Origin of the sequence: Aeromonas sp. R2-1 (assembly GCF_040908425.1) — a bacterium.
Taxonomy (GTDB): Bacteria; Pseudomonadota; Gammaproteobacteria; order Enterobacterales; family Aeromonadaceae; genus Aeromonas; species Aeromonas caviae.
Genome location: NZ_JBFODR010000034.1, coordinates 116,749 through 141,354, shown reverse-complemented (window position 1 = coordinate 141,354; position 24,606 = coordinate 116,749). Strand labels below are relative to the sequence as shown.

The window sequence follows — 24,606 nt, the reverse complement described above, 5'->3', positions numbered from 1 at the left end:
TGAATCGCCCCTACTTTCCTAGACACCTCAAGAGCCTCAAACTGAGGTCAATCAGGAGGTGTTATGAGCAAGCAGCAACGTTACACGGAAGAATTCAAACTGGCCGCCGTCAAGCAGGTGACTGAGCGCCATTACCCAGTGGCAGAGGTCGCTGAGCGACTTGGTGTTTCCAGCCACAGTCTTTACGCCTGGATCAGGCGCTACAGCCAGCCCGCCGTGCAGCAACAGCATGACTCCAGCCAGCAAGCCGAAATTCGGCGCCTCAAGGCTGAACTGCGCCGCGTCACCGATGAGCGAGATATCTTAAAAAAGGCCGCCGCGTACTTTGCCAAGCTGTCAGGGTAAGGTACGCCTTCATCCGGGTGCACGCGTCCACACATCCCATCCGCCGACTGTGTCGGATGATGAATGTCCACCCGAGCGGTTATTACGCCTGGCAGCACCAGCCTTTATCTGCCCGCGCACTTGAAGACCAACGCCTCCTGGGCCAGATCAAGCAATGTTGGCTAGAAAGCGGGGGCGTCTATGGCTATCGCAAGATCCGGGATGACCTGCGAGAGATGGGCGAGACCTGTGGGAAACACCGGGTGGCGCGATTAATGCGTCATGAAGGTTTGCGTTCACAAACCGGTTATCGTCGCCGTCCCGGTCATTATGGTGGCCGGCCAACGGTGGTTGCACCGAATCATCTTGAACGCCAGTTCGATGTGACTGAGCCAAATAAGGTCTGGGTAACGGACATCACTTATATTCGAACCCATGAAGGCTGGCTCTATCTGGCCGCGGTATTGGATTTGTTTTCACGACAAGTCATTGGTTGGTCAATGGGGCCACGGATCGACCGAGAGTTGGCCATCAGCGCGTTACTGATGGCAGTGTGGCGACGGCGACCCGAGCAGGAAGTGCTGGTTCATTCTGACCAAGGGAGCCAGTTTAGCAGCTATGACTGGCAGGATTTTTTGCGGGAGCACCGGCTCAAGGCCAGCATGAGCAGACGTGGCAATTGCCATGATAACGCGGTGGCGGAGAGTTTCTTCCAACTCCTCAAACGCGAGCGGATCCGACGTAAAACCTATGCAGATCGGGAGGAGGCCCGGCAGGATGTGTTCGATTACATTGAAATGTTTTACAACCCCAAGCGTCGGCACAGTTTCAACAATGGGCTATCGCCAGTAGAGTGTGAAAAGCAATATTTCGAACGGCTCAAAAGTGTCTAGAGAAGCCGGGGCGATTCAGCATCCAGGTGATGCGGCCAGCAAAAACCGGCGAGTGGAACGGCAATTTGCCCGGGAGCTGTGGGCCACGCCATCAGCCCAGCGCCTCCATGGGGTTGAAACAACCTCGAGGGTTCGCCCCCGAGAATCTTCCACTAGCCGTTGGCAGTGGAAGGCTGGGTCAGATGAACGACGGGATTTTCGGAGAAGAGGTAGCGGTCATCCTCCATTTCGTCATCGAAGATGGTGGCCTGGAAGAGCATCTGCTTGGTGTTCTCCAGGTGCTGCCACATGGCCAGCTTGGCCGCCTGCGGATCCTTGCGCATCAAGGCCTTGAGGATCTGGTCGTGATCGTCGCACCAGCTGGGGATGGCCTTGTCGTCGATATGCTCGTGGAGCTTGCGCCAGTAGGAGTTGCGCTCGCAATGCAGCCAGGGAGCCAGGGCTTCGGGGTTGGCGAGATCATCGTCAAGCGCGGCTCTGAGGTTGCCTGGTGGTCACGGCAGCGCAGCGGATCGAAATCGCCGCCCTGCGGTTGTCCGCCGAACAGGTGATCGACACCACGGCAGCGGGCGACTCCTTCAGCGCCGCTTATCTCGCCGCACGCCTGCAAGGGGCCGACGTCACCGACGCCGCCGCAGAGGCCATCCGCCAGATGCGCGCGGCCTACCCGGATCTGCTGATCGGGGCCGGCACCGTGCTCAACCGCGAACAGGTGGACGCGGCCGTTGCGGCGGGCGCCGACTTCATCGTCAGCCCCGGCTTCAACCCGACCACGGTGCAGTACTGCCTGGACAAGGACGTCACCATCATCCCCGGGGTCAACAACCCCAGCCTGGTGGAGCAGGCCATGGAGATGGGGCTGCGCCACCTCAAGTTCTTCCCGGCCGAGCAGTCTGGCGGCACCGTCATGCTCAAGGCCCTAGGCGCCGTCTATCCGGTGCGCTTCATGCCCACCGGCGGCGTGACGCCGGCCAATCTGAAGGAGTATCTGGGGCTGAATGCCGTGATCGCCTGCGGCGGCACTTGGATGGTGCCGGCCAAGCTCATCGACGAGGGCAGGTGGGAAGAGCTGGCCGCCCTGGTAAGAGAGGCCGTGGCGGCCTTGTGATCATCAGCTGACTAGGGGAGGGTCTACCCTCCCCCGGATGTGTTGAAGAGCCACTTCCCGCGAAGTGGCTTTTTTATGCCCTGCCAGGGCTGGAGATCAATGTGCGGTGCGGTTGCCGCAGTCTGCCAGCGGCTTATTCCCCTGCGGCATCGGGCGTTAACACCAGCCTGCGCCAGGGGCCCGTGATGTCGCAATGACCCGTCTCTTCGGTGTTCTCCCAGCCCAGGCGATGATAGAAAGCCATCGCCGTGGTGTTGCGCATGGCCACCTTGAGGGAGGCCGGGGAGGGGTACCCGGCCAAACCGGCGGCAAGCAAGGCCCGCCCCATGCCCTGCCCGTGCCAGTCCGCCACCACGTAGAGATGATGCACGAAGCTCTCGGCCCCCCAGATGGAGACGAATCCGCACGGGCTGCCCCCTTTCTCCGCCACCCAGATCTCCTCGCCCCGGGTCTGATCGGCAAAATCCTCGAGCCGGAACAGGGCGGGATCAACCCAATGGAAGGCCTGGCGCCTTCCCTTGAGGAAGAGCTGCGCCAGCATGGGCTCATCAGCTTCCGTCATCATTCTGATCATGACACCATCCTTGCGTTGCGTGCTTGTCGCTTCCCACTCTCGATGGATCCCGCCGTGCTGTCAAATCGGCAATGTGGACCCTCTTGAATACGTAACCCTGTGACACAGGGCTGCCTATTTTATCGCCTCAGGGGCTATACTGCCGAGGTCCCGTCCATGACTGGTTTGAGGTTCACTGATTTATGGATAACAAGCAAATTGAAGGCAGTATTCTGGTACCCGCCCACATTGACGATGTCTGGCGGGCCTGGACCACAGAGAGCGGGCTGCGCAGTTTTCTGGCGCCGGAGTGCCTCATGGTCCCGGAACCCAACGGACCGTTCGAGATTTATTTCAGACCCGATGCTCCCCTCGGCGAGCGTGGCAGCGAAGGGTGCCGGGTGATGGCGGTCATGCCCCATGATCTGCTCAGCTTCAGCTGGAATTTCCCTCCCCAGTTTCCCCACATTCGTCAGCAGAAGACCCAGGTCAGCCTGCGCTTCGTGCCGGAGGGCCAGGGCACCCGGCTCCACTTCCTGCAAACCGGCTGGGCGCAGGATCCAGACTGGGACCAGGGTTATGCCTACTTCCGGGAGGAGTGGCTGGAACTGAGTCTGCCGAGGCTTCAGTACCGTTTCACCCACGGCCCCATCGACTGGAACAACCCGCCGGGCAAGCAGCAGCTGAAATCACTGGCCCAGTGACGTCCATTCAAGCGATGGGCATGGCATGAAAAAGGACCCGCTAAGGGTCCTTTTTCATGGATGGGCAGGCGGTCACTCCACCGGCTCTTCATCGAACAGGGGGTGATAGAGCACCTCGCCCCTTACCCCGTCGAGCCCGCCGGGTTGCAACTCCATCGCCATGAAACACTCCGTCGGCACCTCGTAGATGCAGTGCAGGCCGAAGTCGCTGGCAGGCCGAAAGCCGAAACGGGCGTAGTAGGCGGGATCCCCGAGCACCACCACCGCCTTCCAGTCCATCTCCAGTGCCGTGTCCAGCCCTTCCCGCACCAGATCCGAGCCAATGCCCTGCCCCTGCCAGTCGGGATGCACGGCCACGGGTGCCAGTCCCAGCCAGGGCCCTTCCTGTCCCTCAATGGTGATCGGGCTCAGCATCAGGTGCCCCATGAACTCGTACTCTTCCTCCTCGACCATGGTGACCACGGCGGCCCCACATTCTCGCAGGCGGTTGACCAGTTCGGCCTCGTCGGGACGACCAAAGGCGGCACTCACCAGCTCATAGACTGGCAGCATGTCGCCGGGACGCTCGGTTCTCAACATACAGCGTTACTCCTCGTACAGCAGGGCGGCCATTATTCCACAGAAGTGGTGCGCCACTTCACTGCCTTTGTCTGAAAATGGGAGGACGGACTCAGGAAAACGCCTGACAGACCCCGCACCAGGCTTCGCGATGAGCGAGCTTGCGCAAGCCATCAGCGTCCGTCGTCAGGCTGTCGCAATCGCCGCAGATAGGCGAGGCCCAGATCCCCGCACTCCTTGAGCAGGGCGCCACCACCATGGGCCTGCACCCCGGGCGCCTCTGGCGCCAGCATGACCAGGGGATAGCGCCGCACCGTCAGCCCGCTGAGTGTCTGCTCGCCCTCTGTCGCCTCCCCCGCCATGAAGAGCGCCACCCCCTCACCGTGCAGTATGGCCACGACCACCTCCTCGTCATCCAGCCAGGGGGCCAGCGCCTCTTTGCGTGCATCCGTCAGGCGCGCCGGGCGATCCAGCCGCCAGTGATCGAGCTCGAGGGCGCCATCGGCCGGATCTGGCCGACGCCCGTCATGGTGCATGCCAGTCTTTTCCATCACCCGGCCTGAGGCGAGGTTGCCCGGCATGTGGCGGGCGGTGAGGGCAGGCAGGTGCCACTGTTCGAAGGCAAACGCCCTGACCAGGTTCGCGGCCCGGGTGGCCAGCCCCCTGTTCTGCCAGGGCACGCCGACCCACCATGCCAGCTCCCCGTGCCAGTGCAGGGAGAGGGTACCGACCAGGGGAGCGGGCTCGTCTTCACGCCCCTGGGGCAGAGTCAGGGCCCAGGTGCATCCCAGCCCGAGAGCAGCCTTGCGCCCGCTCAGGGCAAGCCAGTCCCGCGCCGCCTCCGGCGAATAGGGGTGGGGGATGTTGAGGGTATAGCGGGCGAGCGCCGCATCCGAACAATAACGCAGGATGGCGCTCTCATCGCCGGGCAGCAGGGGGCGCAGCACCAGCGCGTCCTGCCCGCCAGGCTCGCGCAGCACCGGGGTCATCAGGCGGCGGGCAAGCAGGTGTTGCAGGGCAACACCGAGGTCGTCATCGGCACCGAGGCGATGATCCGCCCCCGCGGGCCCCAGGGTGAGCAGGCCGCTCTCTCTGGCCAGGGTCAGCAGGGAGCCGGAGGCAGCGATCAGGATCTGCCGGTCCGGCTGTGTCGCCATCAGCGGGGAGGCGGCCTCCCCCAGCCAGGCGGCAAGCAGGTCGCGGGCACGGAGAATGCCATCTGGCGGGCTGACCGACCAGGGTGCCGTCTCCCTCGCCTCCCCTTTGCCAAGCAGCAGCCACCAGCGGTTTCCCCGGTGCTGCCAGGCCTGCAACGCCGCTTGCCAGGAGGGGCGCCAGAGCGCCCCCTCGATCAACAGATCCATTCCTTCCCCCACATCCGTCCCCCGGATCAGGCACCGGGTGCCCGGGCGGCACCACACTCCTGTCTGAGGCAGCATAAGCAGCTACCAATGAGTTGTTAAACCATATGTTTACCATGGTTAAACGGCATACCCCATGAAAAAATGCCATATGGCTGACTTGATGGCGGTCACATTCCTTCCCCTCCTCGCTTCCTATCATGCCCCCATCATGGCGCGACCAAAGACGCCCATGAAGGACAACGGATAACAAGAGAACACACTATGCAGCCAACCAGCCCACTCAAAACGGTAGTAGTCAGTACCCTGGCGACCGCCCTGCTGATCTTCGTGGCCCAATCCCTCATCGGGAAGCAGGAGATCAGACTCGGCATCGCCATCATCCCCATCCTGCCCATGCTCTTTGCCGTCATCATCGGCATGATCGTCTCCGCCAAGCCCGTCAAGGATCGCATCCCCGGCTGGAAGAGGCTCTTCACCGAGCGAGAAGAGGGCTTCTGCGGCAAGATGGTGGGTTTCAGCCTGCTGATCCTCGGGACCCAGTATGCGGGGATGATCATCCCCAACCTCAAGATGATCCTGAGCGTCGGCGTACCGCTCTTCCTGCAAGAGATAGGCAACCTCCTGCCCATCCTCATCGCCATTCCACTGGCGGTGAAATTCGGCTTTGGCCGCCGTGCCATCGGGGCCTGCTCCTCCATCAGCCGTGAACCCTCGGTCGCGGTGATCCAGGGCAAGTTCGGCACCGGCTCCCAGGAGTACATCGGCGTGCTCGCCATCTACCTGTGCGGCTCCGTCATCGGCACCCTCTGGTTCAGCGTGCTCGGCAGCATCGCCCCCCTCACCGGACTGCATCCCCTGGCCCTGGCCGCCGGTTCCGGCGTGGGATCCGGCTCCATGCTGAGCGCCGCCTCCGGAGCCCTCATCAACGGCCTCGATGAGGCGATGGCCCAGCAGGTGCTCAGCATCGCCGCCGCCTCAAACCTGCTCTCGTCGGCCCTGGGGGCGCTCTCCCTCACCTATCTGGGTCTGCCGCTCGCTGAAAAAATCTATGCCTTGACCGCCAAAGGAGAGAAAGCATGAAAAGCATCGTGATGGATATGCGCTTCGTCTTCCTGGCGATCCTGCTGGCCATGTTCACCCAGACCCTGACCTCGGGCCTGCCGCTGTGGCAGATGGGGGACAGCTTCATCGCCATGTCCTTGGTGGTGTTCGCCTCCCTGGTGACCAAGCGCTATCTGCCCTCCTCCCTGCCGGCCTTTGCCTATGCCACCATCATCGGCATTCTCATCTGCCTGCCCGAGACCCCGGTGCGCGGCCTCTTCATCGATGCCGTGGCCAAGATCTCCTTCCTCTCCTGCTGCGTGCCGCTCCTGGCCTTCGCCGGCCTCTCGGTGGGCGGTCAGCTGGAGGAGCTCAAGAAGATGTCGTGGAAGGTGATCCTCATCTTCATGATCGTCTCCACCTGCTGCTTCTTTGGCGCCTCCCTGGTTGCCCAGCTCGGTTTCTCCATTCAAGGGATCATCTGATGAACCACTACCATATCGAACCTGACCTGTTGGCCCTGCGCGACTTCAGCTACGAAGTGCGCCACCACCTGCACCGCATCCCGGAATACTCGGGGGCCGAGTTCAAGACCTCTGCCTACTGCCGTGGGTTGATGGAAGAGTTCGGCTACAGGATCACCTTGTATCCCGGTTTCACCGGTTTTCACGGGGATCTGGCGGTCGACCCCACCCTGCCCACCATTGCCTTTCGTGCCGACATGGATGGCCTGGAGATGCACGACATGAGCGAGGTGGCGTTCAAATCCACCCATGAGGGGATGGCCCACAACTGCGGCCACGACTCCCACATGGCGATCGCTCTGACCGCCGCCAGGTTTCTGGCCGCCAACCGCGAGCGCCTGCGCTACAACGTCCGCTTCATCTTCCAGATGGCGGAAGAGGACATGCGCGTCCCCGGTGCCGAAAAGATGGTGGAGCTTGGCTGCATGAAGGGGGTGGACGAGGTCTATGCCCTGCACAACGACGGCGCCATGGAGACGGGCACCATCAAGTTCAACCAGGGGGTCATGTCCTCCTGGGGGTCTGCCTGGACGCTCGATGTGCACGGCATCTCCGCCCACGGCTCCACCCCCCACAAGGGGCTGGATGCCATCCGGGAGGCGGTGCGGATCATCGAGGACATGGACTACATCGTCGCCAAGCGCACCAGTCCGTTCAGCCCGGCGGTCTTTGGTTGCGGCATGATCAACGGCGGCACCATTCCCAACGCCATCGCCGATCATGTGCAGGCCCGTGGCACCATCCGCGCCATGGATGCCGAAACCGACCAGATCCTGAAAAACAGCTTCAGGGACATCATCGCCCAGAGCGAGCTGCGCGGCTTCAAGACCACCATGGTCTATGCCGGCTACCCGGCAGTGGAGAACCACCCCAAGGCCTGCGAGCGCCTGCAACAAGCCGCCTCGGAGGTGCTGTCCAGCGACGGGATCAACGCAAAGGGCCAGCCCATGACCGGCAGCGAGGACTTCAGCTACATGATCAACGCCACGCCAAGCCGCATGGGGGCCATGTTCTTCCTCGGCAGCGGCAATCAGGCCAAGGGGATCTGCAACTACCTGCACGCGAACCCCTATTACCTGGACGACGACTGCCTGCTGGTGGGAGCCCAGATCTTCGTCAATCTGGCGACCCGTACCCCCTAAGCAGCAAGGGGGCTGCCGCACCCCGAGGCCCTGCTGGATGATGGCGATCTGCTGCTCGGCACCCGGAGCGCCGTCAATCTGGTGGCCACGACAGCCGGGAGAGAGGGATCACCGGGAAAAGGCAGCACAGGACACCACTTACCACAAAAAAGAGAGGCCACTGGCCTCTCTTTTTTGGATCTATGCAGCACATCTGACTCCCCCTGACGGCTTTCAGAGCCAGGGCAGGGTCGCAGACGGAGCGGGCGTTCCCTGGTTGAGCAGCGCCAGCTGCACCGTCTCCCGGTTCACATGGGGGGCATAGAGGTGGATGAAGTCGTACATGTAGTCCCGCAGGTGGGCGTGCCTGCGCAGGCACACATGGGCCACGCTCGAGGCGATCAGATGATCGATGTTGAGGCAGACCAGGCTCTCCCTGTCCCCTTCGTCGAACGCCGAGGTGGCGATCACCCCGACTCCCATCCCCAGGCGCACATAGTGCTTGATGATGTCGCTGTCGGTGGCCGTCAGCACGATGCGGGGGCTGAGGCCATGGCGACCGAACGCCTTGTCCATCTTGGAGCGGCCGGTGAAACCGAACACATAGGTGATGAGGGGATACCGGGCCAGATCCGCCATGGCCAGCGGCTGGCAGTCCAGCAGCGGATGGCCGTGGGGCACCACCACGCTGCGCCCCCAGCGATAGCAGGGCACGGTCGCCAGCTCGTCGAACAGGTGCATGGACTCGGTGGCGATGGCCATCTCCACATCCCCGTTTTGCACCATCTGCGCCAGTTGGGCAGGGGCTCCCTGATGCAGCTGGATGCTCACCTCGGGGTAGCGGCGGGAGAATTCGGTAATGACCGCCGGCAGCTTGTAGCGGGCCATGGTGTGGGTGGTGACGATGCGCAGCACCCCGCTGGTGGCCAGCTGATCCCCGAGGGAAAGCTGGCCAATCTGCTCCACCTGGGCCACCACTCCCCTGGCCAGCTCCATCACCTGCTCCCCCATGGGGGTCAGGCCCGACAGGTTCTTGCCCTTGCGGGTAAACAGCGCCAGCCCCAGCTCCTCTTCCAGCATCTTCATCTGCTTGCTGAGGGTCGGCTGGGAGGTATAGAGCTTCTCCGCCGTCGCCGAGATGTTGAAGTTGTTCTTCACTATCTCGGTGAAGTTCTTGAGCCGGGCGATGTTCATCAGGGTGCCAGGCGCTCGATGTGCCAGCCGTCCCCCTCGCGGGTGTAATAGAAGCGATCGTGCAGACGGTGCTCCCCGCCCTGCCAGAACTCGACGGTGTCGATGCGCACCCGGAAACCACCCCAAAAGCTCGGCAGCGGCACCTCGCCATTGGCAAACTTCTGTTTGAGTTCGAGGAACTTGGCCTCCAGCACGCCACGGGCCGAGATGCGGGTCGACTGTTTGGAGACCCAGGCGGCGATCTGGCTGTCCTTGGGACGGCTGTGGAAATACTTCATCACCTCGAAGGTGCTCATCTTCTCCACCCGACCGGTCACGTGTACCTGTCTGTCCAGGGTGTGCCAGGGGAAGAGCAGGCTGATACGGGGGTTGCCCTCCAGCTGATGCGCCTTGCGGCTGCCCATGTTGGTGTAGAACACCATGCCTTCGGCATCGTAGTGCTTGAGCAGCACGGTGCGCTGCCAGGGCTGGCCATCGGCATCCACGGTGCCCACCACCATGGCGGTGGGATCGGTCAGTTTGGCCTCGCACGCCTGGGCCAGCCACTTCTCGAACAGGGTGAGGGGCTCGGCCGGCAGATCGGCCCGGTGCAGTCCACCCCTGGTGTATTCGCGACGCAGATCAGCCACATCCATCATCTTGATTTTCCTTCTCTCTTTCTCTGCCGCCCGTGCGGCGATGGGTGCAGGCATTGTGCGACGAGCGCGCCATGGGTACAAGCCTCGGGGCGGCCAAATGGAGGAGCAAAAAGAGAGGGAGGCTCATGCCTCCCTCTTTATGCCGATGACCGTCAGCCTACTGCTTGCCGTCAACCGGCGGGCAATGGGCCAGCATGCGCCGGTTGTAGTCCGCCGCATAGGCGCTCAGCCTGGCGTGGGCCTCCTTCTGATCCGGCTTGATGACATCCCCGAATCCGTCGAGATAGCGCACGCCGCAGCGCGCCTTGGCCGCCGCCTGCTGATCCGCCGCGATCCCGGGCGCCACCTCGCCGCGCCCGGCCCGCACGATCAGCCGGTAATCCTGCCTGGCGAGGCTGGCGCTGACCGCCTGATCCAGGGTGTCTGCATCGGCCTGACAACCGCCGAGCAGGGTGAGCAGTAGCACCCCGGCCAGTCTCATGCCCGCCTCCGCTGCCAGCCCAGCAACGCCAGAGCCAGGGTCCAGAAGCCGAGGGCACCGCCGCCACCGCTTCCCCCCTCTTCACCGCGCTGGGTGACCGAGAGCTTGAGGGGACTGATGGCGAAGAAGATGTTGTCGCTGCACGCCACCTTCAAGCGGGCAGTGCCGTCCTGGCCCGCCGGGATGGTGACGCTCGCCGAGCCCGAGTTGGGTTTGCCGCTGGCAAGGGGAGTCCAGTTTGCCCCCTCGTCCCGGGTCATGAAGAGATCCACCTTGCTGCAGTTGATGGGGGCGGCATTGGTGCCGGCCACTTCCCAACTGATGGTCTGCGTCTTGCCCGCCCCCAGGGGGGTCACCACCGGGCTGGTCAGGGCAAAGGCCTTGCCGGTGTTGACCACCTGGATCTTCATGTCATCGCTGGCGACACCGCCCTTGCCGTCCCGCGCCGTGAGGCGGAAGTTCAGGTCCCGGTTGGTGGCAGGCCAGGCCTCCCCTATCGCCAGGGTGTTGGTGAGCAGGGAGGTGAGACTCGGCAGGGTGCGCTCCGGCACGCTGGTGGGCGCCACGAAACGGAACAGCGGGCGGCTGCCGTCGTCCACCATGGTGGCCGGGCTGCTCGACTCCGTCCCCAGATCGATCTGCTCCCAGGTGTAATTCAGCGGATCGCCGTCAAGATCGGCCCCCGCCCCCTTGAGCACGAAGGGGGTGTTGGCAGGGATGACGTAGTCATTGCCTGCCGCCACCTGGGGCGCATTGTTGACCAGCGCCAACGGGGTGCCGCAATTTGGCACAGTGGCCATGTGGGCCCGCATCTGCTCGATGGACTTGCTGTGGAAATAGGGCTCGCTGTGGGGCTGCAGATCTTCGTCTCCGCAGATCCCCGCATAGGCCATGATGGAGCTGCCGCTGCCCGGCTCCCAGGCCTGGCTTGGTTCCCGATTGCCGCCGCCACAGCTGCCTGTGGTGCCGTTGAAGGTGTGGTCTGCCCCGAACTGGTGACCAATCTCGTGGGCCACGTAGTCGATGAAGAAGGCATCCCCCACCGGCTCGGAGGAGCCCGTCATCCCCGCCGATTTGTCAGGGGTGCAGAGTACGCCCAGTCCCGCCAGGCCGCCGCCACCGGTGTTGACCACATGGCCGATGTCGAAGGCCCCCAGACCCTTGGTCAGGGCATCGGCCTGCACCTGCATGTTGGCATCGATATCGCCGTCATCATTGTTGAAGGGATCGTTCGCCACGTCGGTGAAGATGATGGTGTCGTTGCCGCTGGCCAGCTGGAATTCGGCCGCCACGTCACGCTGGTAGACCTCGTTGACCCGGTTGAGCAGGGTGGTGATGGCGCCAAGACCCGCCTCCACGGTACCGCCGTGATACTGGGTGTACTCCCCCGCCGCCGAGATGGCGATGACATAGCGCTTGCGCTCGTTGCCATCCACCAGCACCTGGCGGGCCAGCTTCTTGGCCTCGCCCCCGATCACCTTGTCCGCCTCTTCTTCCAGCCGGCTGTGGGCATCCTGCTGGTAATAGACGGCATAGCCTTCCCCATTGCGAAGGGGATCGACGAACACCATCTTCCCTTCATGGCTGAACATGGCGTGGAATCCCTGGGGACCGAGATCGAAGCGCCCGGTCTCGCCCGGCGCCGCTTCGTTGTACCCCTTGAAGGCCAGGATATCGGGATATTTGGCGGCCAGATCCGCTGGCAGCAGATCATAGGGTTGCAGACTGAAGGTCACCTCCTTGCCATCCGGCAGAGGCAGGGTCAGGCGGCGCTCGCCCCCCTTCAGGGCAGCCAGGTAATCGGTGGAGACGGTGACGATGCGATACTGGCTGGCCCTCACCTCGTACCCATCGGCGGCGGTGGCCCGCGCCGTGACCGTATGCCACTCGCCGGCCATCAGGTTGCCGGACGTCATCAGACCCGCCACCAGCACCGCCAGCGGAGAATATTTCATCAACTGCATCTTTTTAATTCCTTTTTAAACGGATTCACCTGAACTGCCACGGCATCATTTGCCCGCTGGTCCGATTAGTCCAGCAACATCCTCTGTACATTCCCCGAATGGGGAAGGTTGCACCAATGCAGACTAGCCCCTATCATGGCGCGGATTTGTCCGTTCCAGAACCCCTCTTCGACGGGGCCGGTTCACTCTTTCTTTGGCCAAGGTTAATCTCATGCTCAAGTCCCCACTGTTGCCCCGTTTCGGGGATCTGGTCGTTGCCATCGTTGACGATGTGCTGGGTCAGGGTCTTACCCTCGACCGCGCCTATGCACGTCACTTCTCCGGCATCGAACTCAAACCGCAAGAACAGGCAAGGATTGCCCTGGTCACCGGCGATCTGCTGCGCCGCCTCAGCCTCTACTGCTTCCTCACCGGCATCCAGGTCCGTCAGGCGGAGAAGAATGTCTGGCCGCTGCTGCACAGCTGGCACGCCTTCCACAAGATAGATCAGCCCAACCACCCGACCCTGGATCGCTTCAACGAGGAGGCGTTCCGCCGCCGCCTGACCGAGGCCAAGAAGAACCCCGTGCTGATGGACGGCTGCCCTGCCTGGCTGGAAAAACTCGGCAGCGAGCAACTGGGCGACGCCTGGCCGGCCGAGCGTGCCGCCCTGGCCTGGATGCCCAAGCGTTACCTGCGGGTCAACACCCTCAAGTGCACCCGGGACGAGCTGCAAGCCATGCTGGCCAAAGAGCATGTCACCACAGTGCCCGTCGACGGAGTGGAGACCGCCCTGCAAGTGACCTCGGACGCCGCCCTGTTCCGTACCCAGGCCTTTGCCGACGGCTGCTTCGAGCAGCAGGATGCCGGCTCCCAGCTGGTGGCCGCGGCCCTCGACGTCAAGCCCGGCATGCGGGTCATCGACGCCTGTGCCGGTGCCGGCGGCAAGACCCTGCACCTGGCCGCCATGATGCAGGGCAAGGGCCGTCTGCTGGCCATGGACGTGGAAGAGTGGAAACTGGAGAACCTCAAGCAGCGCGCCCGCCGCGCCGGTGCCCACAACGTGGAGACCCGGGTCATCACCAGCAGCAAGACCGTCAAGCGCCTTAAAGAAAGCGCCGATCGCGTGCTGCTGGACGTCCCCTGCTCCGGCCTTGGCGTGCTCAAGCGCAACCCGGATGCCAAGTGGCGCGACACCGCCGAGCGCCTGCCGGTGCTGGTCGCCCTGCAAGAGGAGATCCTGCAGCGCTACAGCCAGATGGTGAAGGTGGGCGGCCTGCTGGTCTACGCCACCTGCTCCATCCTGCCCGAGGAGAACCGCCAGCAGGTGGACAAGTTCCTCGCCGCCAACGAGCACTTCCGCCTGATCGGCGATCACAACGTCAGCCCGGCCGAGACCGGCTTCGACGGCTTCTACATGGCGCGCCTCGAACGCATCGCCTGATGTCTGTCGTGGGCACAAAGAAAAGGGGAGCCAGTGGCTCCCCTTTTTGCATGGTATGGATGCGGCCTTATTCGGCGGCAGCGTCATCCTGCTTGTGCTTGGCGGCAGTTTCCTTGATCAGGGTCTGCAGCTCGCCGGCCTGGAACATCTCGATCATGATGTCGCAACCACCGACCAGCTCGCCCTCGACCCACAGTTGCGGGAAGGTGGGCCAGTTGGCGAATTTCGGCAGCTCGGCGCGGATGTCCGGGTTCTGCAGGATGTCGACATAGGCGAAAGGCTCGCCGCAGGACATCAGGGCCTGGGAGGCCTGGGCAGAGAAACCGCAGCTGGGCAGCTTGGGGGATCCCTTCATGTAGAGGATGATGGGATTCTCAGCCAACTGCTGTTTGATCTTTTCAATAGTTTCCATAAATGCCTCACTGGAGCGATTTCGGCGGCCATTCTACTGCAATCCGGGCAGACCACAAACTGGCAAACCGTTGCGAATGAAAGAAGTCATGCATCAATACGCCGCAGCTTGATCCGGATCATGGCAAGAATCAAGGGTTGTTCGCCCATCTTTGATACTGCTACAATCGACGGGCTTTGGGCCGTCTGGCCCCCTCATTTCAAGAACAATTCTTTTCAAGATAGAAAAGAGTACGCAATGTCTTGCAACCGTCGCCTTCGCACGGACCAGCCAATGGAGAGTAGAAAATGGCTTTCGAACTTCCCGCTCTGCCCTATGCAATCAATGCTCTGGAACCGCACATCTCCCAGGAAACTCTGGAATACCACCATGGCAAGCACCACAACACCTACGTGGTCAACCTGAACAACCTGGTGCCGGGTACCGAGTTTGAAGGCAAGTCTCTGGAAGAGATCATCAAGACCTCCACTGGTGGCGTCTTCAACAACGCTGCCCAGATCTGGAACCACACCTTCTACTGGCACTGCCTCTCCCCGAACGGCGGTGGCGAGCCCACTGGCGCCCTGGCCGATGCCATCACCAAGGCCTTCGGCTCCTTCGCCGAGTTCAAAGATGCGTTCACCAAGTCTGCCATCGGCAACTTCGGCTCCAGCTGGACCTGGTTGGTGAAAAAGGCTGACGGCTCCCTGGCCATCGTCAACACCTCCAACGCCGGTTGCCCGCTGACCGAAGCCGGTACCACCCCGCTGCTGACCGTCGACCTGTGGGAACACGCCTACTACATCGATTTCCGCAACCTGCGTCCGAAGTACATGGAAACCTTCTGGGCCCTGGTCAACTGGGAATTCGTGGCCAAGAACCTGGCTGCCTGATAAGCCTTTCTTGCCAAAACGCCCCGCACTTGCGGGGCGTTTTTTTATACCTGCCATCGACAACAAAGGCGCCCGCAGGCGCCTTGTGGAAGATGACCGTGCTTACTGGTCTATCTCGTCCATGTAATCGTCGAGGTTGCCATCATCCGCCGCCTCTGGCTTCTGCTCCTGGAGCTCGGGTTTGCGGCCCGTCACCTTGCCATCGTTGTACTGCAAGTAGAAGTCCTTGGTCAGGGCGTAAGGATCCAGCGCGTTGTCGATGATGCGCTCCTGATCGATCAGCTTGGAGCGGGTACCGAGGCCATCCAGCGCCCAGTGCACCACCTTCAGCGGGAAGGTCAGCAGGGCATAGGGGAAGTAGATGGTATCGATGGTATCCCCAACCAGTTGCCGGGTGGTGGTGGGACCGTAGACCGGCACCATCAGATAGGCGCCATCCCCGATGTCGGCCTTGCCGAGCACGGTGTCCATCTCCAGCGTGTTGCGAGCCAGTCCCGCATGCTTGGCCACGTCGAACAGACCGAGCAGGCCCACAGTGGTGTTGAGGGTGAAGCGGCCCAGGTTGGTACCGGCCCCTTTCAGATCACCCACCAGCAGGTGGTTTACCATGCTGCTCGGCTCGTCGAAGTTGTCCACGAAATTCTCGATGCTGTCCCTCACTCCTTGCGGGACATAGCGGGCATAGCCGTGTACCACGGGGCGCGCCACATAGGGCTCCAGCACGTCATAGTTGACGGCCCACATGGCACGGTTGGGCCCCTGGAAGGGGTCGCGAGGATCGCTGGCCGTACTGGATGCCCCGGGGCGGCTCGGAGTCTCGCCGAGATCCAGGCTCTCCGGGCCCGGCTTGGGAGGGCCACCCGCACAGCCCGCGAGCAGCAATGCCACCGCCAATGCTCCTGAACGCAGATACATATGAAAGTCCTAAGATTTTTTTGGGTATTGATATGAATTATACAGGGGGCCCACCCCAAGGGGTGGGCCAAAAGCGTATTAGAGGGCGTGATCGATGCGGATGTCAATCGGCGCTGTGGGGATGGTGCTGGTCGGCACGGTGACCGAAACCCCTTCAAAGGCGCCTTCCTTGTTCATGACGTTGCCGCCCCGGGAGAGGCGCGCCTTGAACTGCAGCTCGGCATGGGCCGCCAGCTTGCTCCCCTCCATCATGGCATCCCCGTCCCCCAGGGAGAGGGTGAGCGGGAGATGCGGGCCAGCAATGCGCTTGACCGCGATGGGCATGGGCGGACCGTTGGGGATCACCGCAAAGACGAACAGATGGGCATCTTCCGGCATCTTGATACCCGGCGCCAGGGTGATGTGCAGGGGGAACTCCCCCTCTTTCACCGCCAGCACCTCGGCTTGTGCCTGGCCTTCGGCAGACGGGGTAGTCACGGCGATGCCACGCTGGCCAAGCTGCTGCCTGGCGTACTCCATGGAGCGCTCCACCATGGTGTAGCGGGCCGAGCCCGGCTCCAGCAGCGGCAACATCCCCTGCCAGCGGTCGAGGGCGGTCTGGAAATCCTCTTTTTGCAGGGCCATGAAGGCGTGGACGGAGCGAGCCTCGATGTTGGCCGGGTCCTCGGCAATGACCGCCTGCAACAGCTGATCCGCACGGGCTTCCTCCCCCGTCATCATCAGGGCCTGGGCATAGGGCACCGCCACCATGGCCTTCTGGGGCGCGAGGGCGTAGGCACGCTCCAGCGCCTCGCGGGCCATCTCGGGATCATTGCCATCCAGGGTCAGGCGCCCCAGCAGCAGCCAGCCGCGATAGTCGTTCGGTTCTTCTTTCAGCCGGGTTCGCAGGGCCAGGGTGAAGTCCAGCAGATCCTGCTCGGTCACCCGGGTGTCGCGCTCCACCAGGATACGGTTGCTGAGCTCCCCCAACCGGCTGCTGGCATCCTGCCAGCGGCTCACTTCCTGCCAGGCGCCGAGCTTGGCGTAGAGGCCGATGCTCACCACCGCCAGCACCAGCACACCGGGGATCCAGATCAGGCTCTTGCCGCCACGGGCGGTCTGCTCCACGTCGGGAATGTCGTCCAGGAGGCTGCGCTGCAGCTCTACCAGGGATTCCGGCTCCTCCGCCAGTATCCCCTGCTCCCGCTCCTCCCCTATCTCCAGCAGGCGCTGGCGATAGAGCTGCTTGTTGAGGGCCGAGCGACTGATGCTCTGCCTGCCCTCGCCGCGCCACAGCGGCACGATCAGCGCCAGGCTCGCCAGCACCAGCAGGGCCGCACCCAGTATCCAGAATGGGGTCATGGTTTCTCTTCCTCTTTGAGCAGGGCGGACAGCCTGGCCTGCTCTTCTGCACTCAGGGTGCCTTCAGGCTGTTGCAAGGGAGCAGGGGCATGGCGGCGGCTTCGCACCACCACGGTGACGACACCAATCACGATGACCAGCAAGGGGCCAAGCCAGAGGATCAGGGTCGAGGCCATCAGGGGGGGATCATAGAGAATGAAGTTGCCGTAGCGGGCCACCATGTAGTCCACCACTTCCTGCTTCTCCTTGCCCTCGCGCACCATCTGGTAGGTCTTGTCCCGCAGATCCTTGGCAAGCCCGGCGTTGGAATCCGCGATGTCCTGGTTCTGGCACTTGGGGCAGCGCAGCTCCTTAGTCAGCTCGCGAAAGGTCTGCTCCTGAGCGTCGCTCTCGAAGGTGTAGACATCGATGGCGGCGCGGGCCTGTCCGGCGCAGACGAGACCGGCCAGCAGCAACAGGGATGCAATCTGTGTTTTCATCGGGGAGGCCTCACTTCATGGCATCGAAGATGGGTTTGAGGGTCGACGCCCAGACGTCTGGGTTGATGTCCCCCACGTGGCGATAGCGGATGATGCCCTGGCTGTCGATGAAGAAGGTCTCGGGCGCGCCATAGACACCGAGATCCAGTCCCAGCATGCCGTCCGGATCGTAGAGGTTGACCTGGTAGGGATTGCCAAGCTCCGCCAGCCACTTGATGGCCTTGTCACGCTCATCCTTGTAGTTCATGCCGACGATGTAGATCCCCTGCCCCGCCAGCTCCTTGAGGTAGGTGTGTTCTCCGTAACAGGTCGGGCACCAGGTGGCCCAGACGTTGAGCAGCATGGGGCGCCCCTTGAGGATGCTCCTGTCGTGCTGCTTGCCCAGGTCATAGATGTCCTGCAGGGTGAACACGGGCACCTCCTTGTCCACCATCACGGATTCGAGCTTGGTGGGATCGGAGTAGAGCCCCTTGAACAGAAACACGGCCCCCATCAGGAAGATGATGAAGGGCAGCAGATAGAGCCAGGTCTTCTTGCTCATGCCTTGGCCTCCTCGTCACGACGTCCGAAGCGGTAGCGCTTGTCCAGCATGGCCAGCACGCCACCGAGGGCCATGAAGACGCCGCCGAACCAGATCCAGCGCACGAAGGGCTTGTAGTAGATCCGCACCGCCCAGGCGCCGTTGTCGAGCTGCTCGCCGAGCGCCGCATAGAGATCCCGGGTAACACCCGCATCGATGGCCGCCTCGGTCATCGGCATGCGGCTCACGGTGTACATCCGCTTCTCGGGTTTGAGCAGGGCAACCTGCTTGCCATCCCGGTGCACTTCCAGCACGCCCTTGAAACCGTCGTAGTTGGGGCCGTTCTTCTCCTTGATGCCGGTGAAGACGAACTCGTAATCGGCGAACTGGACGCGATCGCCGGCCTGCATCCGCAGGTCCTTCTCGATGCTGTAGTTCTGGGTGCAGGCGATGCCGATGATGCTGACCGCGAGCCCCACGTGCCCCAGGATCATGGCCCAGTGGCTGTTGCCAAGCTTGCGCACGCCGGTGGCAAAACCGTGTTTGTGGGTGGCCCGCGCCCAGGTCTCCTGCACGCTGGTGACGATGATCCAGACGCCAAGCCCGATACCGAGCGCAGCCCAGGGTTTGAACGCTTCGGCAAAGAGTTTGGGCAACAGCAGAGCCGCGGCCAGGCTCAGCACCAGGGCGAGCATCACCTTGCCCTTGAGCTCACCGAGCTCCTGGCGGCGCCAGCGGAACAGGGGGCCCACCCCCAGCAGCAGGGCGAAGGGGATGATGAGCCAGCTGTAGATGTGGTTGAAGAAGGGGGTGCCGATGGAGATGCTGCCAAGCCCCAGCTCCTTGTGCACCAGGGGCAGCAGGGTGCCGAGCAGCACGGTGAGCAGGCCCGCCACCAGCAGGATGTTGTTGCCAAGGAGCAGGGTCTCCCGGCTCCACAGCTCATGCTTGCCGTGGCTCTTCACCTGGGAGCCCTTGAAGGCGAACAGCAATAGGGAGCTGCCTATCACCGCCAGCAGGAAGCCCAGGATGAACAGACCCCGGGTCGGGTCCGAGGCAAACGCATGGACCGACACCAGCACGCCGGAACGCACCAGGAAGGTGCCGAGCAGGCTCAGGGAGAAGGCCGAGAGAGCCAGCAGCACGGTCCAGGCCTTGAAGGTGGCGCGCTTCTCGCTCACCGCGAGGGAGTGGAGCAGGGCCGTGCCCGCCAGCCAGGGCATGAAGGAGGCGTTTTCCACCGGGTCCCAGAACCACCAGCCGCCCCAGCCGAGTTCGTAATAGGCCCACCAGGAGCCGAGCACGATGCCCAGCGTCAGGAAGACCCAGGCCGCCATGGTCCAGGGACGGGACCAGCGCGCCCAGGTGGCGTCCAGACGCCCCGTCATCAGGGAGGCGATGGCGAAGGCGAAGGCCACCGAGAATCCCACGTAGCCCATGTAGAGCATGGGGGGGTGGAAGATGAGACCGGGATCCTGCAGCAGCGGATTGAGATCCCGCCCGTCCACCGGGAAATACGGCAGGGTGCGGGTGAAAGGATCCGAGGTGAACAGCACGAAGGCGGTGAAGCCCACCGAGATAAGGCCGAGCACCCCGAGTACCCGCGCCACCGCATCGAGCGGCAGGCGGCGGCTGAAGAAGGCCACCGCCGCCGTCCAGCCCCCCAGGGTCAGCACCCAGAGCAGCAGCGAGCCCTCATGGGCTCCCCACACCGCCGAGATGCGGTATTGCAGGGGCAGCAGGCTGTTGGAGTTGGTGGCCACGTACTGCACGGTGAAGTCGTTGTCGATAAAGGCCCAGGTGAGGCAGAGAAACGACAGCAGCAGCAGCAGAAACTGGCTGTAGGCGAGCGGGCGGGCCGCCGACATCATGCCAAGACGACCGAGATGGGCCCCGATCAGCGGGTAACTGCCCAGCAGCAGGGCGGTGGCGAAGGCCAGGATCAGTGAAAACTGCCCTAATTCCGGGATCATTGACTATTCCCTCTCGATTGCACGGAGAAACCTGCCGATTTGGCGGCATAAAGAAGTGAATTCTTGGCGCATACCGGCATCATTGCTTGGCTCCCTGCAACTGCGCCTCTGTGTATTCGGGCTTGAAGTGCATGCCGTTGGTGGCGTCGGCCACTTCCGGCGGCATGTAGTTCTCGTCGTGCTTGGCCAGCACCTCGAAGGCGGCGACCGTGGTGGCATCCTTGAGGGTGCCCTGAGCGACAATGCCCTGCCCCTCGCGGAACAGGTCCGGCAGGATGCCGTCAAACTCCACCGTCACCAGATGGCCGCCGTTGTCCACCAGCTTGAAGGCTACCTTGAGGCTCTGGGGATCCCGCACCACAGACCCCGGCACCACCAGGCCACCGATGCGCAGGCGCTGCCCCTCCTCGGGCCTGATCTTCTCCGGCCCCTTCCCTTCCACCAGCTCGCTCGGAGTGTAGAAGAGGTCGATGTTCTGGCTCAGGGCATAGAGCACCAAGCCAGTCACGCTGGCAAGGCCCAGGCTGATGGCCAGGATGATGGTGAGGCGTTTCTTGCGGCGCGGGTTCATAGGGTGTTCTCCATCTGCTGGGCCGCCTTGCGGCGTGCCTCCCGAGCCTGCTTGTTGCGCAGTTCGCCAAGCAGGCTGCGGGTCTTCAACCGGGTGGAAATGACGATGCCGACCAGGCAGAGCAGGGTCAGACCGAAGGAGAGCCAGACGTAGAAGGCATAGCCTCCCATGGCCATGAAATCACTGAACGAGGCAAAGTGCATGCTTACTTCTCCTGCCTGGCGATGTCGGCGACCCAGGGGCGGTGCCACTCCCGCATCAGCAGCTCATTGCGAAAACGCATCAGGGTCAGGGCACCGAGAAACGCGGCGAACGCCAGGATCATGATGAGCAGCGGCCACAGCATCTCGGGGGAGATGGAGGGTTTGTCAAACTTGGTGATGGTGGCCCCCTGGTGCAGGGTGTTCCACCACTCCACCGAGTAGTGGATAATGGGCAGGTTGATCACCCCGACCAGCGCCAGGATGCCGGCGGCGCGGCCCGCCACCACCTTGTCGCTGAAGGCGTTGTAGAGGGCGATGACACCCAGATAGAGGAACAGCAGGATGAGCTCGGAGGTGAGCCGGGCATCCCACACCCACCAGGTGCCCCACATGGGTTTGCCCCAGGCGGCGCCGGTAAAGAGGGCGATGAAGGTGAAGACGGCCCCCACCGGGGCGATGGCCGCCACCGTCATGTCTGCCATGCGCAGTTGCCACACCAGGCCAATGAAGGCGGCCACCGCCATGGTGGAGTAGGCGCCCATGGAGAGGATGGCGGAGGGCACATGGATATAGATGATCCTGAAAGAGTCGCCCTGCTGGTAATCGGCGGGTGCGAAAGCCAGCCCCCAAACGGTGCCGATGATGAAGGCGAGCAGGCTTGTCACGGCAAACCAGGGCAGCAGGGTGCCGGCCAGCCCATAGGCGCGCTCGGGTTTGGCATAAGGGTGCAACCATTTCCACATAGCTCACGAAACCTTTCAGTTATTAATTTTTAAGTGGCGAGGGCTACCATACCCATGGGGGAAAAACATCATATCCCCCGAAAGCAATAAGCAGCCATCCCCTTGATCTATCTCAACTATCTCGCCCCTAACAAGGCTTCAAACGAAAATCTTTTCACCAAATCAATCAGTTGACACTCACCCGCAACGCCGCCGAGATGGCCAAGGGCGTCAGGGTCAATGCCCCCACCAGCATGGCCCCCAGGATGGCGAGCTGACCGGCATAGGGCAGTCCCATGCTCGCCGCGTCGATGGCGGACGTGGCGAAGATAAGCACCGGAATATAGAGCGGCAGCAGCAACAGGCTGAGCAGCACGCCCCCCTTGCGCAGCCCTGCGGTCAGCGCTACTCCGACCGCCCCGAGCAGGCTCAGCACCGGCGTACCGAGCGCCAGGGTGGCCACCACGGCCAGATAGGTCTTCAGCTCCAGGGAGAGCAGGATGGCGAGCAAGGGGGAGACCAGCAACAGCGGCAGACCGGTCAGCAACCAGTGAGCGATCACTTTGGCCAGGGCCAGCAACCCCAGGGGATGGGGCATCAGCATCATCTGCTCCAGGGCGCCGTCACTGAAGTCGTCACGAAACAGCCGCTCCAGGGAGAGCATGGCCGCCAGCAGGGCCGCCACCCAGATGATGCCGGGAGCGATGCGGGCCAGCAACTGGGGCTCGGGCCCGATCCCCAATGGAAACAGGGTGATGACGATGAGGAAGAACCAGAGCGGGTTGAAGATGTCGGCGCGCTGGCGCAGGGCCATCAGCAACTCGCGGTGAATAAGGTGTATGACGGCGCGCAGCATGGGCTACTCCTGCAACAGCGAGGTCAGGGAGAGGGTCTTGAGCCGCCCCTGCATCAGGGTCAGATCCTGGTGGGTCGTAAGGACCACCATGCCCCCCCTGTCCGCGTGGGCGAGGAACAACTGCTCCAGCACCCTGACCCCCTGCTTGTCGATGGCGGTGAAGGGCTCGTCTAGGATCCAGAGCGCCGGTCGCTCGCTCAGCCACAGCCTGGCCAGCGCCACCCGTCGCTGCTGCCCGGCGGAGAGCTGTCCCGCGGGATAGTCTTCGAAACCGGCGAGGCCGACCTGGGCCAGCACCCGCCAGAGATCCACGCCGTCCCCGGCAGGGCCATGAAGCTTCTGGTAGAAGGAGAGATTCTCAAGGGGGGTCAGGGTCGCCTTGACGCCGGGCTGATGGCCCAGGTAAAGCAGGCTGGCGTGGTATTCATCCCGGCAATGGCGGATATTCTCCCCATTCCAGCACACCTCGCCAGCAAAGGGCTGGGAGAGGCCGGTGAGCAGGCGCAACAGGCTGGTCTTGCCCACCCCGTTGGGACCCTCAATCTGCATCAAATCCCCGGCACGCACCGCGAAGGAGAGATGTTCAAACAGGGTGCGATCTTCACGCACGCAGCTCAGATTGTTCGCTTGAAGCAGCATGGGGATGTAATCGTTGAAAATGAGGCGGCCTGCATCTTAACACAGGATCCGGAGGCGTCTTTTCAAAGATGCCAATAATCAACAGGATTTGTGGGGAAGATCGCGCCCCCACCAAAGAGATTGATGCCAAAGGATTATCCACCGTCCCGGCATCAAGAAAGAGGTGGCCACGGGCCGAACAGAAAGCGGGGAGGCACCGGCCTCCCCGCGACACATCCGTCAGCTGCGTCCCTTTCGCAGGGAAATAAGCAGCTCCGCTTCCGCCTGGGGCAACTCACACTCGCTCATCACCTCGTCCAGATCGGCACCAAGCTCCACCATCTTGGCGGCGCGGCTGTAGAGGCGGCGCTCCGGATCCTGCAACGTCAGCTCCTGCTGGCTGTCGTGGATCTTCTGCATGGCCCCTTCTGCGGCTTGCAGACGCTGACCCATGCCGATGGCGCCCGTGTGCAGCTCCATCATCTGCTTGCGCAAACTCTCGAGCTGCCCCTGCAGCGCTTCCACCCTGGCCTCGGACTCTCGCTGGCGACGACGGTGCCCCAGGATCCCGTAAAGGGCCAGCACCAGTGCGAGCAAGGACAACCCCAGGGCTGCAAATTCAATCATCAAACCATCACCTTACCGTCACAGGGAGGCGGAGAAGTGCCATCGCCCCCGTCCGCACGTTCCCGTCCCTGTTACAGGGAACCAATGTCTTCCCACTCTTCGTCGGAGAGCAGCTTGTTGAGATCCACCAGGATCAGCAGTTGGCCGTCACGGTTGCTGACGCCCTGGATGAACTTGGCGCTCTCCTCGGTGCCCACCGCCGGGGCGGCATCGATCTCGGAGGAGCGCAGATAGACCACCTCGGCCACGCTGTCCACCATGATGCCGATCACCTGCTTCTCCGCCTCGATGATGACGATGCGGGAGTTCTCGCTCACGTCCCCGGCCGGCAGGCCAAAACGGGAGCGGGTATCGATGACGGTCACCACGTTGCCACGCAGGTTGATGATACCCAACACGTAGTCAGGTGCACCCGGAACCGGAGCGATCTCGGTGTAGCGCAACACTTCCTGAACCTGCATCACGTTGATGCCATAGGTCTCGTTTTCCAACTGGAAGGTCACCCACTGCAGCACTTCGTCTTCGGCCAGATTCTGTGCAATATTGCGCTTCTCTGTCATCTTCTTGATCCTTGTATGAACCCGTCAACGGGTAAAATTAGCAATAA

At 62.7% G+C, this 24,606-nt stretch carries 29 protein-coding genes; 8 read left to right on the top strand and 21 right to left on the bottom strand.

All coding sequences use genetic code 11. The annotated features are described in order from the left end of the window. Positions 1–63 precede the first annotated feature (63 nt). A protein-coding gene (locus AB5Y80_RS13010; RefSeq protein WP_139739419.1) for an IS3-like element ISAeca4 family transposase occupies positions 64–1,217 on the top strand; the annotation gives its coding sequence in 2 pieces (ribosomal slippage) (positions 64–301 and positions 301–1,217; 1,155 coding nt in all). A 152-nt stretch (positions 1,218–1,369) separates the two neighbouring features. Here the strand turns inward: AB5Y80_RS13010 and AB5Y80_RS13005 are convergent. Next, positions 1,370–1,645, bottom strand: a complete 276-nt coding sequence (locus AB5Y80_RS13005) for an FCD domain-containing protein (protein ID WP_368173026.1) — start codon at positions 1,643–1,645, stop codon at positions 1,370–1,372. Between the two features lie 62 nt (positions 1,646–1,707). Between AB5Y80_RS13005 and eda the strand changes: the two genes are divergently transcribed. Beyond that, positions 1,708–2,325 (top strand): bifunctional 4-hydroxy-2-oxoglutarate aldolase/2-dehydro-3-deoxy-phosphogluconate aldolase, encoded by a 618-nt coding sequence (eda, locus tag AB5Y80_RS13000; protein WP_368173023.1) that lies wholly within the window; start codon positions 1,708–1,710, stop codon positions 2,323–2,325. A 133-nt stretch (positions 2,326–2,458) separates the two neighbouring features. On the opposite strand, the gene AB5Y80_RS12995 is transcribed toward eda, so the two are convergent. Further along, on the bottom strand, positions 2,459–2,899 hold the full coding sequence (locus AB5Y80_RS12995) for a GNAT family N-acetyltransferase (protein WP_128342902.1): 441 nt from the start codon (positions 2,897–2,899) through the stop codon (positions 2,459–2,461). A 182-nt stretch (positions 2,900–3,081) separates the two neighbouring features. Between AB5Y80_RS12995 and AB5Y80_RS12990 the strand changes: the two genes are divergently transcribed. Then, entirely contained in the window at positions 3,082–3,582 is a 501-nt protein-coding gene (locus AB5Y80_RS12990) for an SRPBCC domain-containing protein (RefSeq protein WP_010673967.1), read from the top strand. A 72-nt stretch (positions 3,583–3,654) separates the two neighbouring features. On the opposite strand, the gene AB5Y80_RS12985 is transcribed toward AB5Y80_RS12990, so the two are convergent. Further along, a complete protein-coding gene (locus AB5Y80_RS12985) occupies positions 3,655–4,161 on the bottom strand; it encodes a GNAT family N-acetyltransferase (protein ID WP_010673966.1) in 507 nt (168 codons plus the stop codon). A gap of 152 nt (positions 4,162–4,313) precedes the next feature. After that, the gene (locus AB5Y80_RS12980) at positions 4,314–5,504 is read right to left on the bottom strand and encodes a GNAT family N-acetyltransferase (RefSeq protein ID WP_368173022.1); all 1,191 of its coding nucleotides are present in this window, start codon (positions 5,502–5,504) and stop codon (positions 4,314–4,316) included. Between the two features lie 261 nt (positions 5,505–5,765). Here AB5Y80_RS12980 and AB5Y80_RS12975 point away from each other — a divergent pair, with 261 nt between their 5' ends. From AB5Y80_RS12975 to AB5Y80_RS12965, 3 genes are read left to right on the top strand one after another with little or no spacing between them, the layout of a single operon-like run. Beyond that, positions 5,766–6,584, top strand: coding sequence for a DUF3100 domain-containing protein (locus AB5Y80_RS12975; protein WP_010673963.1), 819 nt, complete (start codon positions 5,766–5,768; stop codon positions 6,582–6,584). Then, complete coding sequence (locus AB5Y80_RS12970; protein ID WP_010673962.1) at positions 6,581–7,030, top strand: hypothetical protein; 450 nt, start codon at positions 6,581–6,583, stop codon at positions 7,028–7,030. The genes AB5Y80_RS12975 and AB5Y80_RS12970 overlap by 4 nt, the downstream gene beginning before the upstream one ends. Beyond that, entirely contained in the window at positions 7,030–8,211 is a 1,182-nt protein-coding gene (locus AB5Y80_RS12965; protein WP_368173021.1) for a M20 family metallopeptidase, read from the top strand. The genes AB5Y80_RS12970 and AB5Y80_RS12965 overlap by 1 nt, the downstream gene beginning before the upstream one ends. 213 nt (positions 8,212–8,424) lie before the next feature. Here AB5Y80_RS12965 and AB5Y80_RS12960 read toward each other — a convergent pair whose 3' ends face one another. From AB5Y80_RS12960 to AB5Y80_RS12945, 4 genes are all read right to left on the bottom strand, one after another. Beyond that, positions 8,425–9,384, bottom strand: coding sequence for a LysR substrate-binding domain-containing protein (locus AB5Y80_RS12960; protein WP_368173020.1), 960 nt, complete (start codon positions 9,382–9,384; stop codon positions 8,425–8,427). Further along, positions 9,384–10,022 (bottom strand): pyridoxamine 5'-phosphate oxidase, encoded by a 639-nt coding sequence (gene pdxH, locus AB5Y80_RS12955; protein WP_039039893.1) that lies wholly within the window; start codon positions 10,020–10,022, stop codon positions 9,384–9,386. The genes AB5Y80_RS12960 and pdxH overlap by 1 nt, the downstream gene beginning before the upstream one ends. A gap of 157 nt (positions 10,023–10,179) precedes the next feature. Then, complete coding sequence (locus tag AB5Y80_RS12950; protein WP_039039894.1) at positions 10,180–10,503, bottom strand: hypothetical protein; 324 nt, start codon at positions 10,501–10,503, stop codon at positions 10,180–10,182. Then, positions 10,500–12,467 carry a reprolysin-like metallopeptidase gene (locus AB5Y80_RS12945; protein ID WP_368173019.1) on the bottom strand — a complete coding sequence of 656 codons (1,968 nt, stop codon included), beginning with the start codon at positions 12,465–12,467 and terminating at the stop codon, positions 10,500–10,502. Before AB5Y80_RS12945 ends, AB5Y80_RS12950 begins: the two co-directional genes overlap by 4 nt. A gap of 211 nt (positions 12,468–12,678) precedes the next feature. On the opposite strand from AB5Y80_RS12945, the gene AB5Y80_RS12940 reads away from it, so the two are divergent. Continuing rightward, positions 12,679–13,890 (top strand): RsmB/NOP family class I SAM-dependent RNA methyltransferase, encoded by a 1,212-nt coding sequence (locus AB5Y80_RS12940; protein WP_010673956.1) that lies wholly within the window; start codon positions 12,679–12,681, stop codon positions 13,888–13,890. A gap of 67 nt (positions 13,891–13,957) precedes the next feature. Here AB5Y80_RS12940 and AB5Y80_RS12935 read toward each other — a convergent pair whose 3' ends face one another. Beyond that, entirely contained in the window at positions 13,958–14,302 is a 345-nt protein-coding gene (locus AB5Y80_RS12935) for a Grx4 family monothiol glutaredoxin (protein WP_010673955.1), read from the bottom strand. 287 nt (positions 14,303–14,589) lie between these two features. Here AB5Y80_RS12935 and sodB point away from each other — a divergent pair, with 287 nt between their 5' ends. Beyond that, positions 14,590–15,174 carry a superoxide dismutase [Fe] gene (sodB, locus tag AB5Y80_RS12930; protein WP_010673954.1) on the top strand — a complete coding sequence of 195 codons (585 nt, stop codon included), beginning with the start codon at positions 14,590–14,592 and terminating at the stop codon, positions 15,172–15,174. A gap of 102 nt (positions 15,175–15,276) precedes the next feature. Here the strand turns inward: sodB and AB5Y80_RS12925 are convergent, their stop codons facing one another. From AB5Y80_RS12925 to AB5Y80_RS12870, 12 genes are all read right to left on the bottom strand, one after another. Continuing rightward, positions 15,277–16,089 carry a VacJ family lipoprotein gene (locus AB5Y80_RS12925; RefSeq protein ID WP_029314176.1) on the bottom strand — a complete coding sequence of 271 codons (813 nt, stop codon included), beginning with the start codon at positions 16,087–16,089 and terminating at the stop codon, positions 15,277–15,279. A gap of 78 nt (positions 16,090–16,167) precedes the next feature. Further along, positions 16,168–17,430: a c-type cytochrome biogenesis protein CcmI gene (ccmI, locus tag AB5Y80_RS12920; protein ID WP_124244009.1), complete on the bottom strand. Its 1,263-nt coding sequence runs from the start codon at positions 17,428–17,430 to the stop codon at positions 16,168–16,170. Next, entirely contained in the window at positions 17,427–17,909 is a 483-nt protein-coding gene (locus tag AB5Y80_RS12915; RefSeq protein WP_041215577.1) for a cytochrome c-type biogenesis protein, read from the bottom strand. Before AB5Y80_RS12915 ends, ccmI begins: the two co-directional genes overlap by 4 nt. 10 nt (positions 17,910–17,919) lie before the next feature. Continuing rightward, positions 17,920–18,450 (bottom strand): DsbE family thiol:disulfide interchange protein, encoded by a 531-nt coding sequence (locus AB5Y80_RS12910; RefSeq protein WP_041215578.1) that lies wholly within the window; start codon positions 18,448–18,450, stop codon positions 17,920–17,922. Next, a complete protein-coding gene (locus tag AB5Y80_RS12905; RefSeq protein WP_368173018.1) occupies positions 18,447–20,402 on the bottom strand; it encodes a heme lyase CcmF/NrfE family subunit in 1,956 nt (651 codons plus the stop codon). The genes AB5Y80_RS12910 and AB5Y80_RS12905 overlap by 4 nt, the downstream gene beginning before the upstream one ends. A gap of 79 nt (positions 20,403–20,481) precedes the next feature. Next, a complete protein-coding gene (ccmE, locus tag AB5Y80_RS12900) occupies positions 20,482–20,973 on the bottom strand; it encodes a cytochrome c maturation protein CcmE (RefSeq protein WP_039039900.1) in 492 nt (163 codons plus the stop codon). Then, positions 20,970–21,176: a heme exporter protein CcmD gene (gene ccmD / locus AB5Y80_RS12895; protein WP_039039901.1), complete on the bottom strand. Its 207-nt coding sequence runs from the start codon at positions 21,174–21,176 to the stop codon at positions 20,970–20,972. Before ccmD ends, ccmE begins: the two co-directional genes overlap by 4 nt. 2 nt (positions 21,177–21,178) lie before the next feature. Further along, positions 21,179–21,919, bottom strand: coding sequence for a heme ABC transporter permease (locus AB5Y80_RS12890; RefSeq protein ID WP_010673946.1), 741 nt, complete (start codon positions 21,917–21,919; stop codon positions 21,179–21,181). Positions 21,920–22,085: 166 nt separating this feature from the next. After that, positions 22,086–22,754 (bottom strand): heme exporter protein CcmB, encoded by a 669-nt coding sequence (gene ccmB, locus AB5Y80_RS12885; protein WP_010673945.1) that lies wholly within the window; start codon positions 22,752–22,754, stop codon positions 22,086–22,088. A 3-nt stretch (positions 22,755–22,757) separates the two neighbouring features. After that, positions 22,758–23,393, bottom strand: coding sequence for a cytochrome c biogenesis heme-transporting ATPase CcmA (ccmA, locus tag AB5Y80_RS12880; protein ID WP_039039903.1), 636 nt, complete (start codon positions 23,391–23,393; stop codon positions 22,758–22,760). Between the two features lie 219 nt (positions 23,394–23,612). Then, the gene (locus AB5Y80_RS12875) at positions 23,613–23,999 is read right to left on the bottom strand and encodes a DUF2802 domain-containing protein (protein ID WP_010673943.1); all 387 of its coding nucleotides are present in this window, start codon (positions 23,997–23,999) and stop codon (positions 23,613–23,615) included. Positions 24,000–24,070: 71 nt separating this feature from the next. Next, positions 24,071–24,559 carry a chemotaxis protein CheW gene (locus tag AB5Y80_RS12870; RefSeq protein WP_010673942.1) on the bottom strand — a complete coding sequence of 163 codons (489 nt, stop codon included), beginning with the start codon at positions 24,557–24,559 and terminating at the stop codon, positions 24,071–24,073. Between the last annotated feature and the right edge of the window lie 47 nt (positions 24,560–24,606).

Bases quoted from the DNA above. Each gene is read 5' to 3' on its own strand.
- AB5Y80_RS12995 (WP_128342902.1), bottom strand. From the start codon at position 2,899: ATGATCAGAATGATGACGGAAGCTGATGAGCCCATGCTGGCGCAGCTC.
- AB5Y80_RS12990 (WP_010673967.1), top strand. From the start codon at position 3,082: ATGGATAACAAGCAAATTGAAGGCAGTATTCTGGTACCCGCCCACATT.
- AB5Y80_RS12985 (WP_010673966.1), bottom strand. From the start codon at position 4,161: ATGTTGAGAACCGAGCGTCCCGGCGACATGCTGCCAGTCTATGAGCTG.
- AB5Y80_RS12980 (WP_368173022.1), bottom strand. From the start codon at position 5,504: ATGGATCTGTTGATCGAGGGGGCGCTCTGGCGCCCCTCCTGGCAAGCG.
- AB5Y80_RS12975 (WP_010673963.1), top strand. From the start codon at position 5,766: ATGCAGCCAACCAGCCCACTCAAAACGGTAGTAGTCAGTACCCTGGCG.
- AB5Y80_RS12970 (WP_010673962.1), top strand. From the start codon at position 6,581: ATGAAAAGCATCGTGATGGATATGCGCTTCGTCTTCCTGGCGATCCTG.
- AB5Y80_RS12965 (WP_368173021.1), top strand. From the start codon at position 7,030: ATGAACCACTACCATATCGAACCTGACCTGTTGGCCCTGCGCGACTTC.
- AB5Y80_RS12960 (WP_368173020.1), bottom strand. From the start codon at position 9,384: ATGAACATCGCCCGGCTCAAGAACTTCACCGAGATAGTGAAGAACAAC.
- pdxH (WP_039039893.1), bottom strand. From the start codon at position 10,022: ATGATGGATGTGGCTGATCTGCGTCGCGAATACACCAGGGGTGGACTG.
- AB5Y80_RS12950 (WP_039039894.1), bottom strand. From the start codon at position 10,503: ATGAGACTGGCCGGGGTGCTACTGCTCACCCTGCTCGGCGGTTGTCAG.
- AB5Y80_RS12945 (WP_368173019.1), bottom strand. From the start codon at position 12,467: ATGCAGTTGATGAAATATTCTCCGCTGGCGGTGCTGGTGGCGGGTCTG.
- AB5Y80_RS12940 (WP_010673956.1), top strand. From the start codon at position 12,679: ATGCTCAAGTCCCCACTGTTGCCCCGTTTCGGGGATCTGGTCGTTGCC.
- AB5Y80_RS12935 (WP_010673955.1), bottom strand. From the start codon at position 14,302: ATGGAAACTATTGAAAAGATCAAACAGCAGTTGGCTGAGAATCCCATC.
- sodB (WP_010673954.1), top strand. From the start codon at position 14,590: ATGGCTTTCGAACTTCCCGCTCTGCCCTATGCAATCAATGCTCTGGAA.
- AB5Y80_RS12925 (WP_029314176.1), bottom strand. From the start codon at position 16,089: ATGTATCTGCGTTCAGGAGCATTGGCGGTGGCATTGCTGCTCGCGGGC.
- ccmI (WP_124244009.1), bottom strand. From the start codon at position 17,430: ATGACCCCATTCTGGATACTGGGTGCGGCCCTGCTGGTGCTGGCGAGC.
- AB5Y80_RS12915 (WP_041215577.1), bottom strand. From the start codon at position 17,909: ATGAAAACACAGATTGCATCCCTGTTGCTGCTGGCCGGTCTCGTCTGC.
- AB5Y80_RS12910 (WP_041215578.1), bottom strand. From the start codon at position 18,450: ATGAGCAAGAAGACCTGGCTCTATCTGCTGCCCTTCATCATCTTCCTG.
- AB5Y80_RS12905 (WP_368173018.1), bottom strand. From the start codon at position 20,402: ATGATCCCGGAATTAGGGCAGTTTTCACTGATCCTGGCCTTCGCCACC.
- ccmE (WP_039039900.1), bottom strand. From the start codon at position 20,973: ATGAACCCGCGCCGCAAGAAACGCCTCACCATCATCCTGGCCATCAGC.
- ccmD (WP_039039901.1), bottom strand. From the start codon at position 21,176: ATGCACTTTGCCTCGTTCAGTGATTTCATGGCCATGGGAGGCTATGCC.
- AB5Y80_RS12890 (WP_010673946.1), bottom strand. From the start codon at position 21,919: ATGTGGAAATGGTTGCACCCTTATGCCAAACCCGAGCGCGCCTATGGG.
- ccmB (WP_010673945.1), bottom strand. From the start codon at position 22,754: ATGCTGCGCGCCGTCATACACCTTATTCACCGCGAGTTGCTGATGGCC.
- ccmA (WP_039039903.1), bottom strand. From the start codon at position 23,393: ATGCTGCTTCAAGCGAACAATCTGAGCTGCGTGCGTGAAGATCGCACC.
- AB5Y80_RS12875 (WP_010673943.1), bottom strand. From the start codon at position 23,999: ATGATTGAATTTGCAGCCCTGGGGTTGTCCTTGCTCGCACTGGTGCTG.
- AB5Y80_RS12870 (WP_010673942.1), bottom strand. From the start codon at position 24,559: ATGACAGAGAAGCGCAATATTGCACAGAATCTGGCCGAAGACGAAGTG.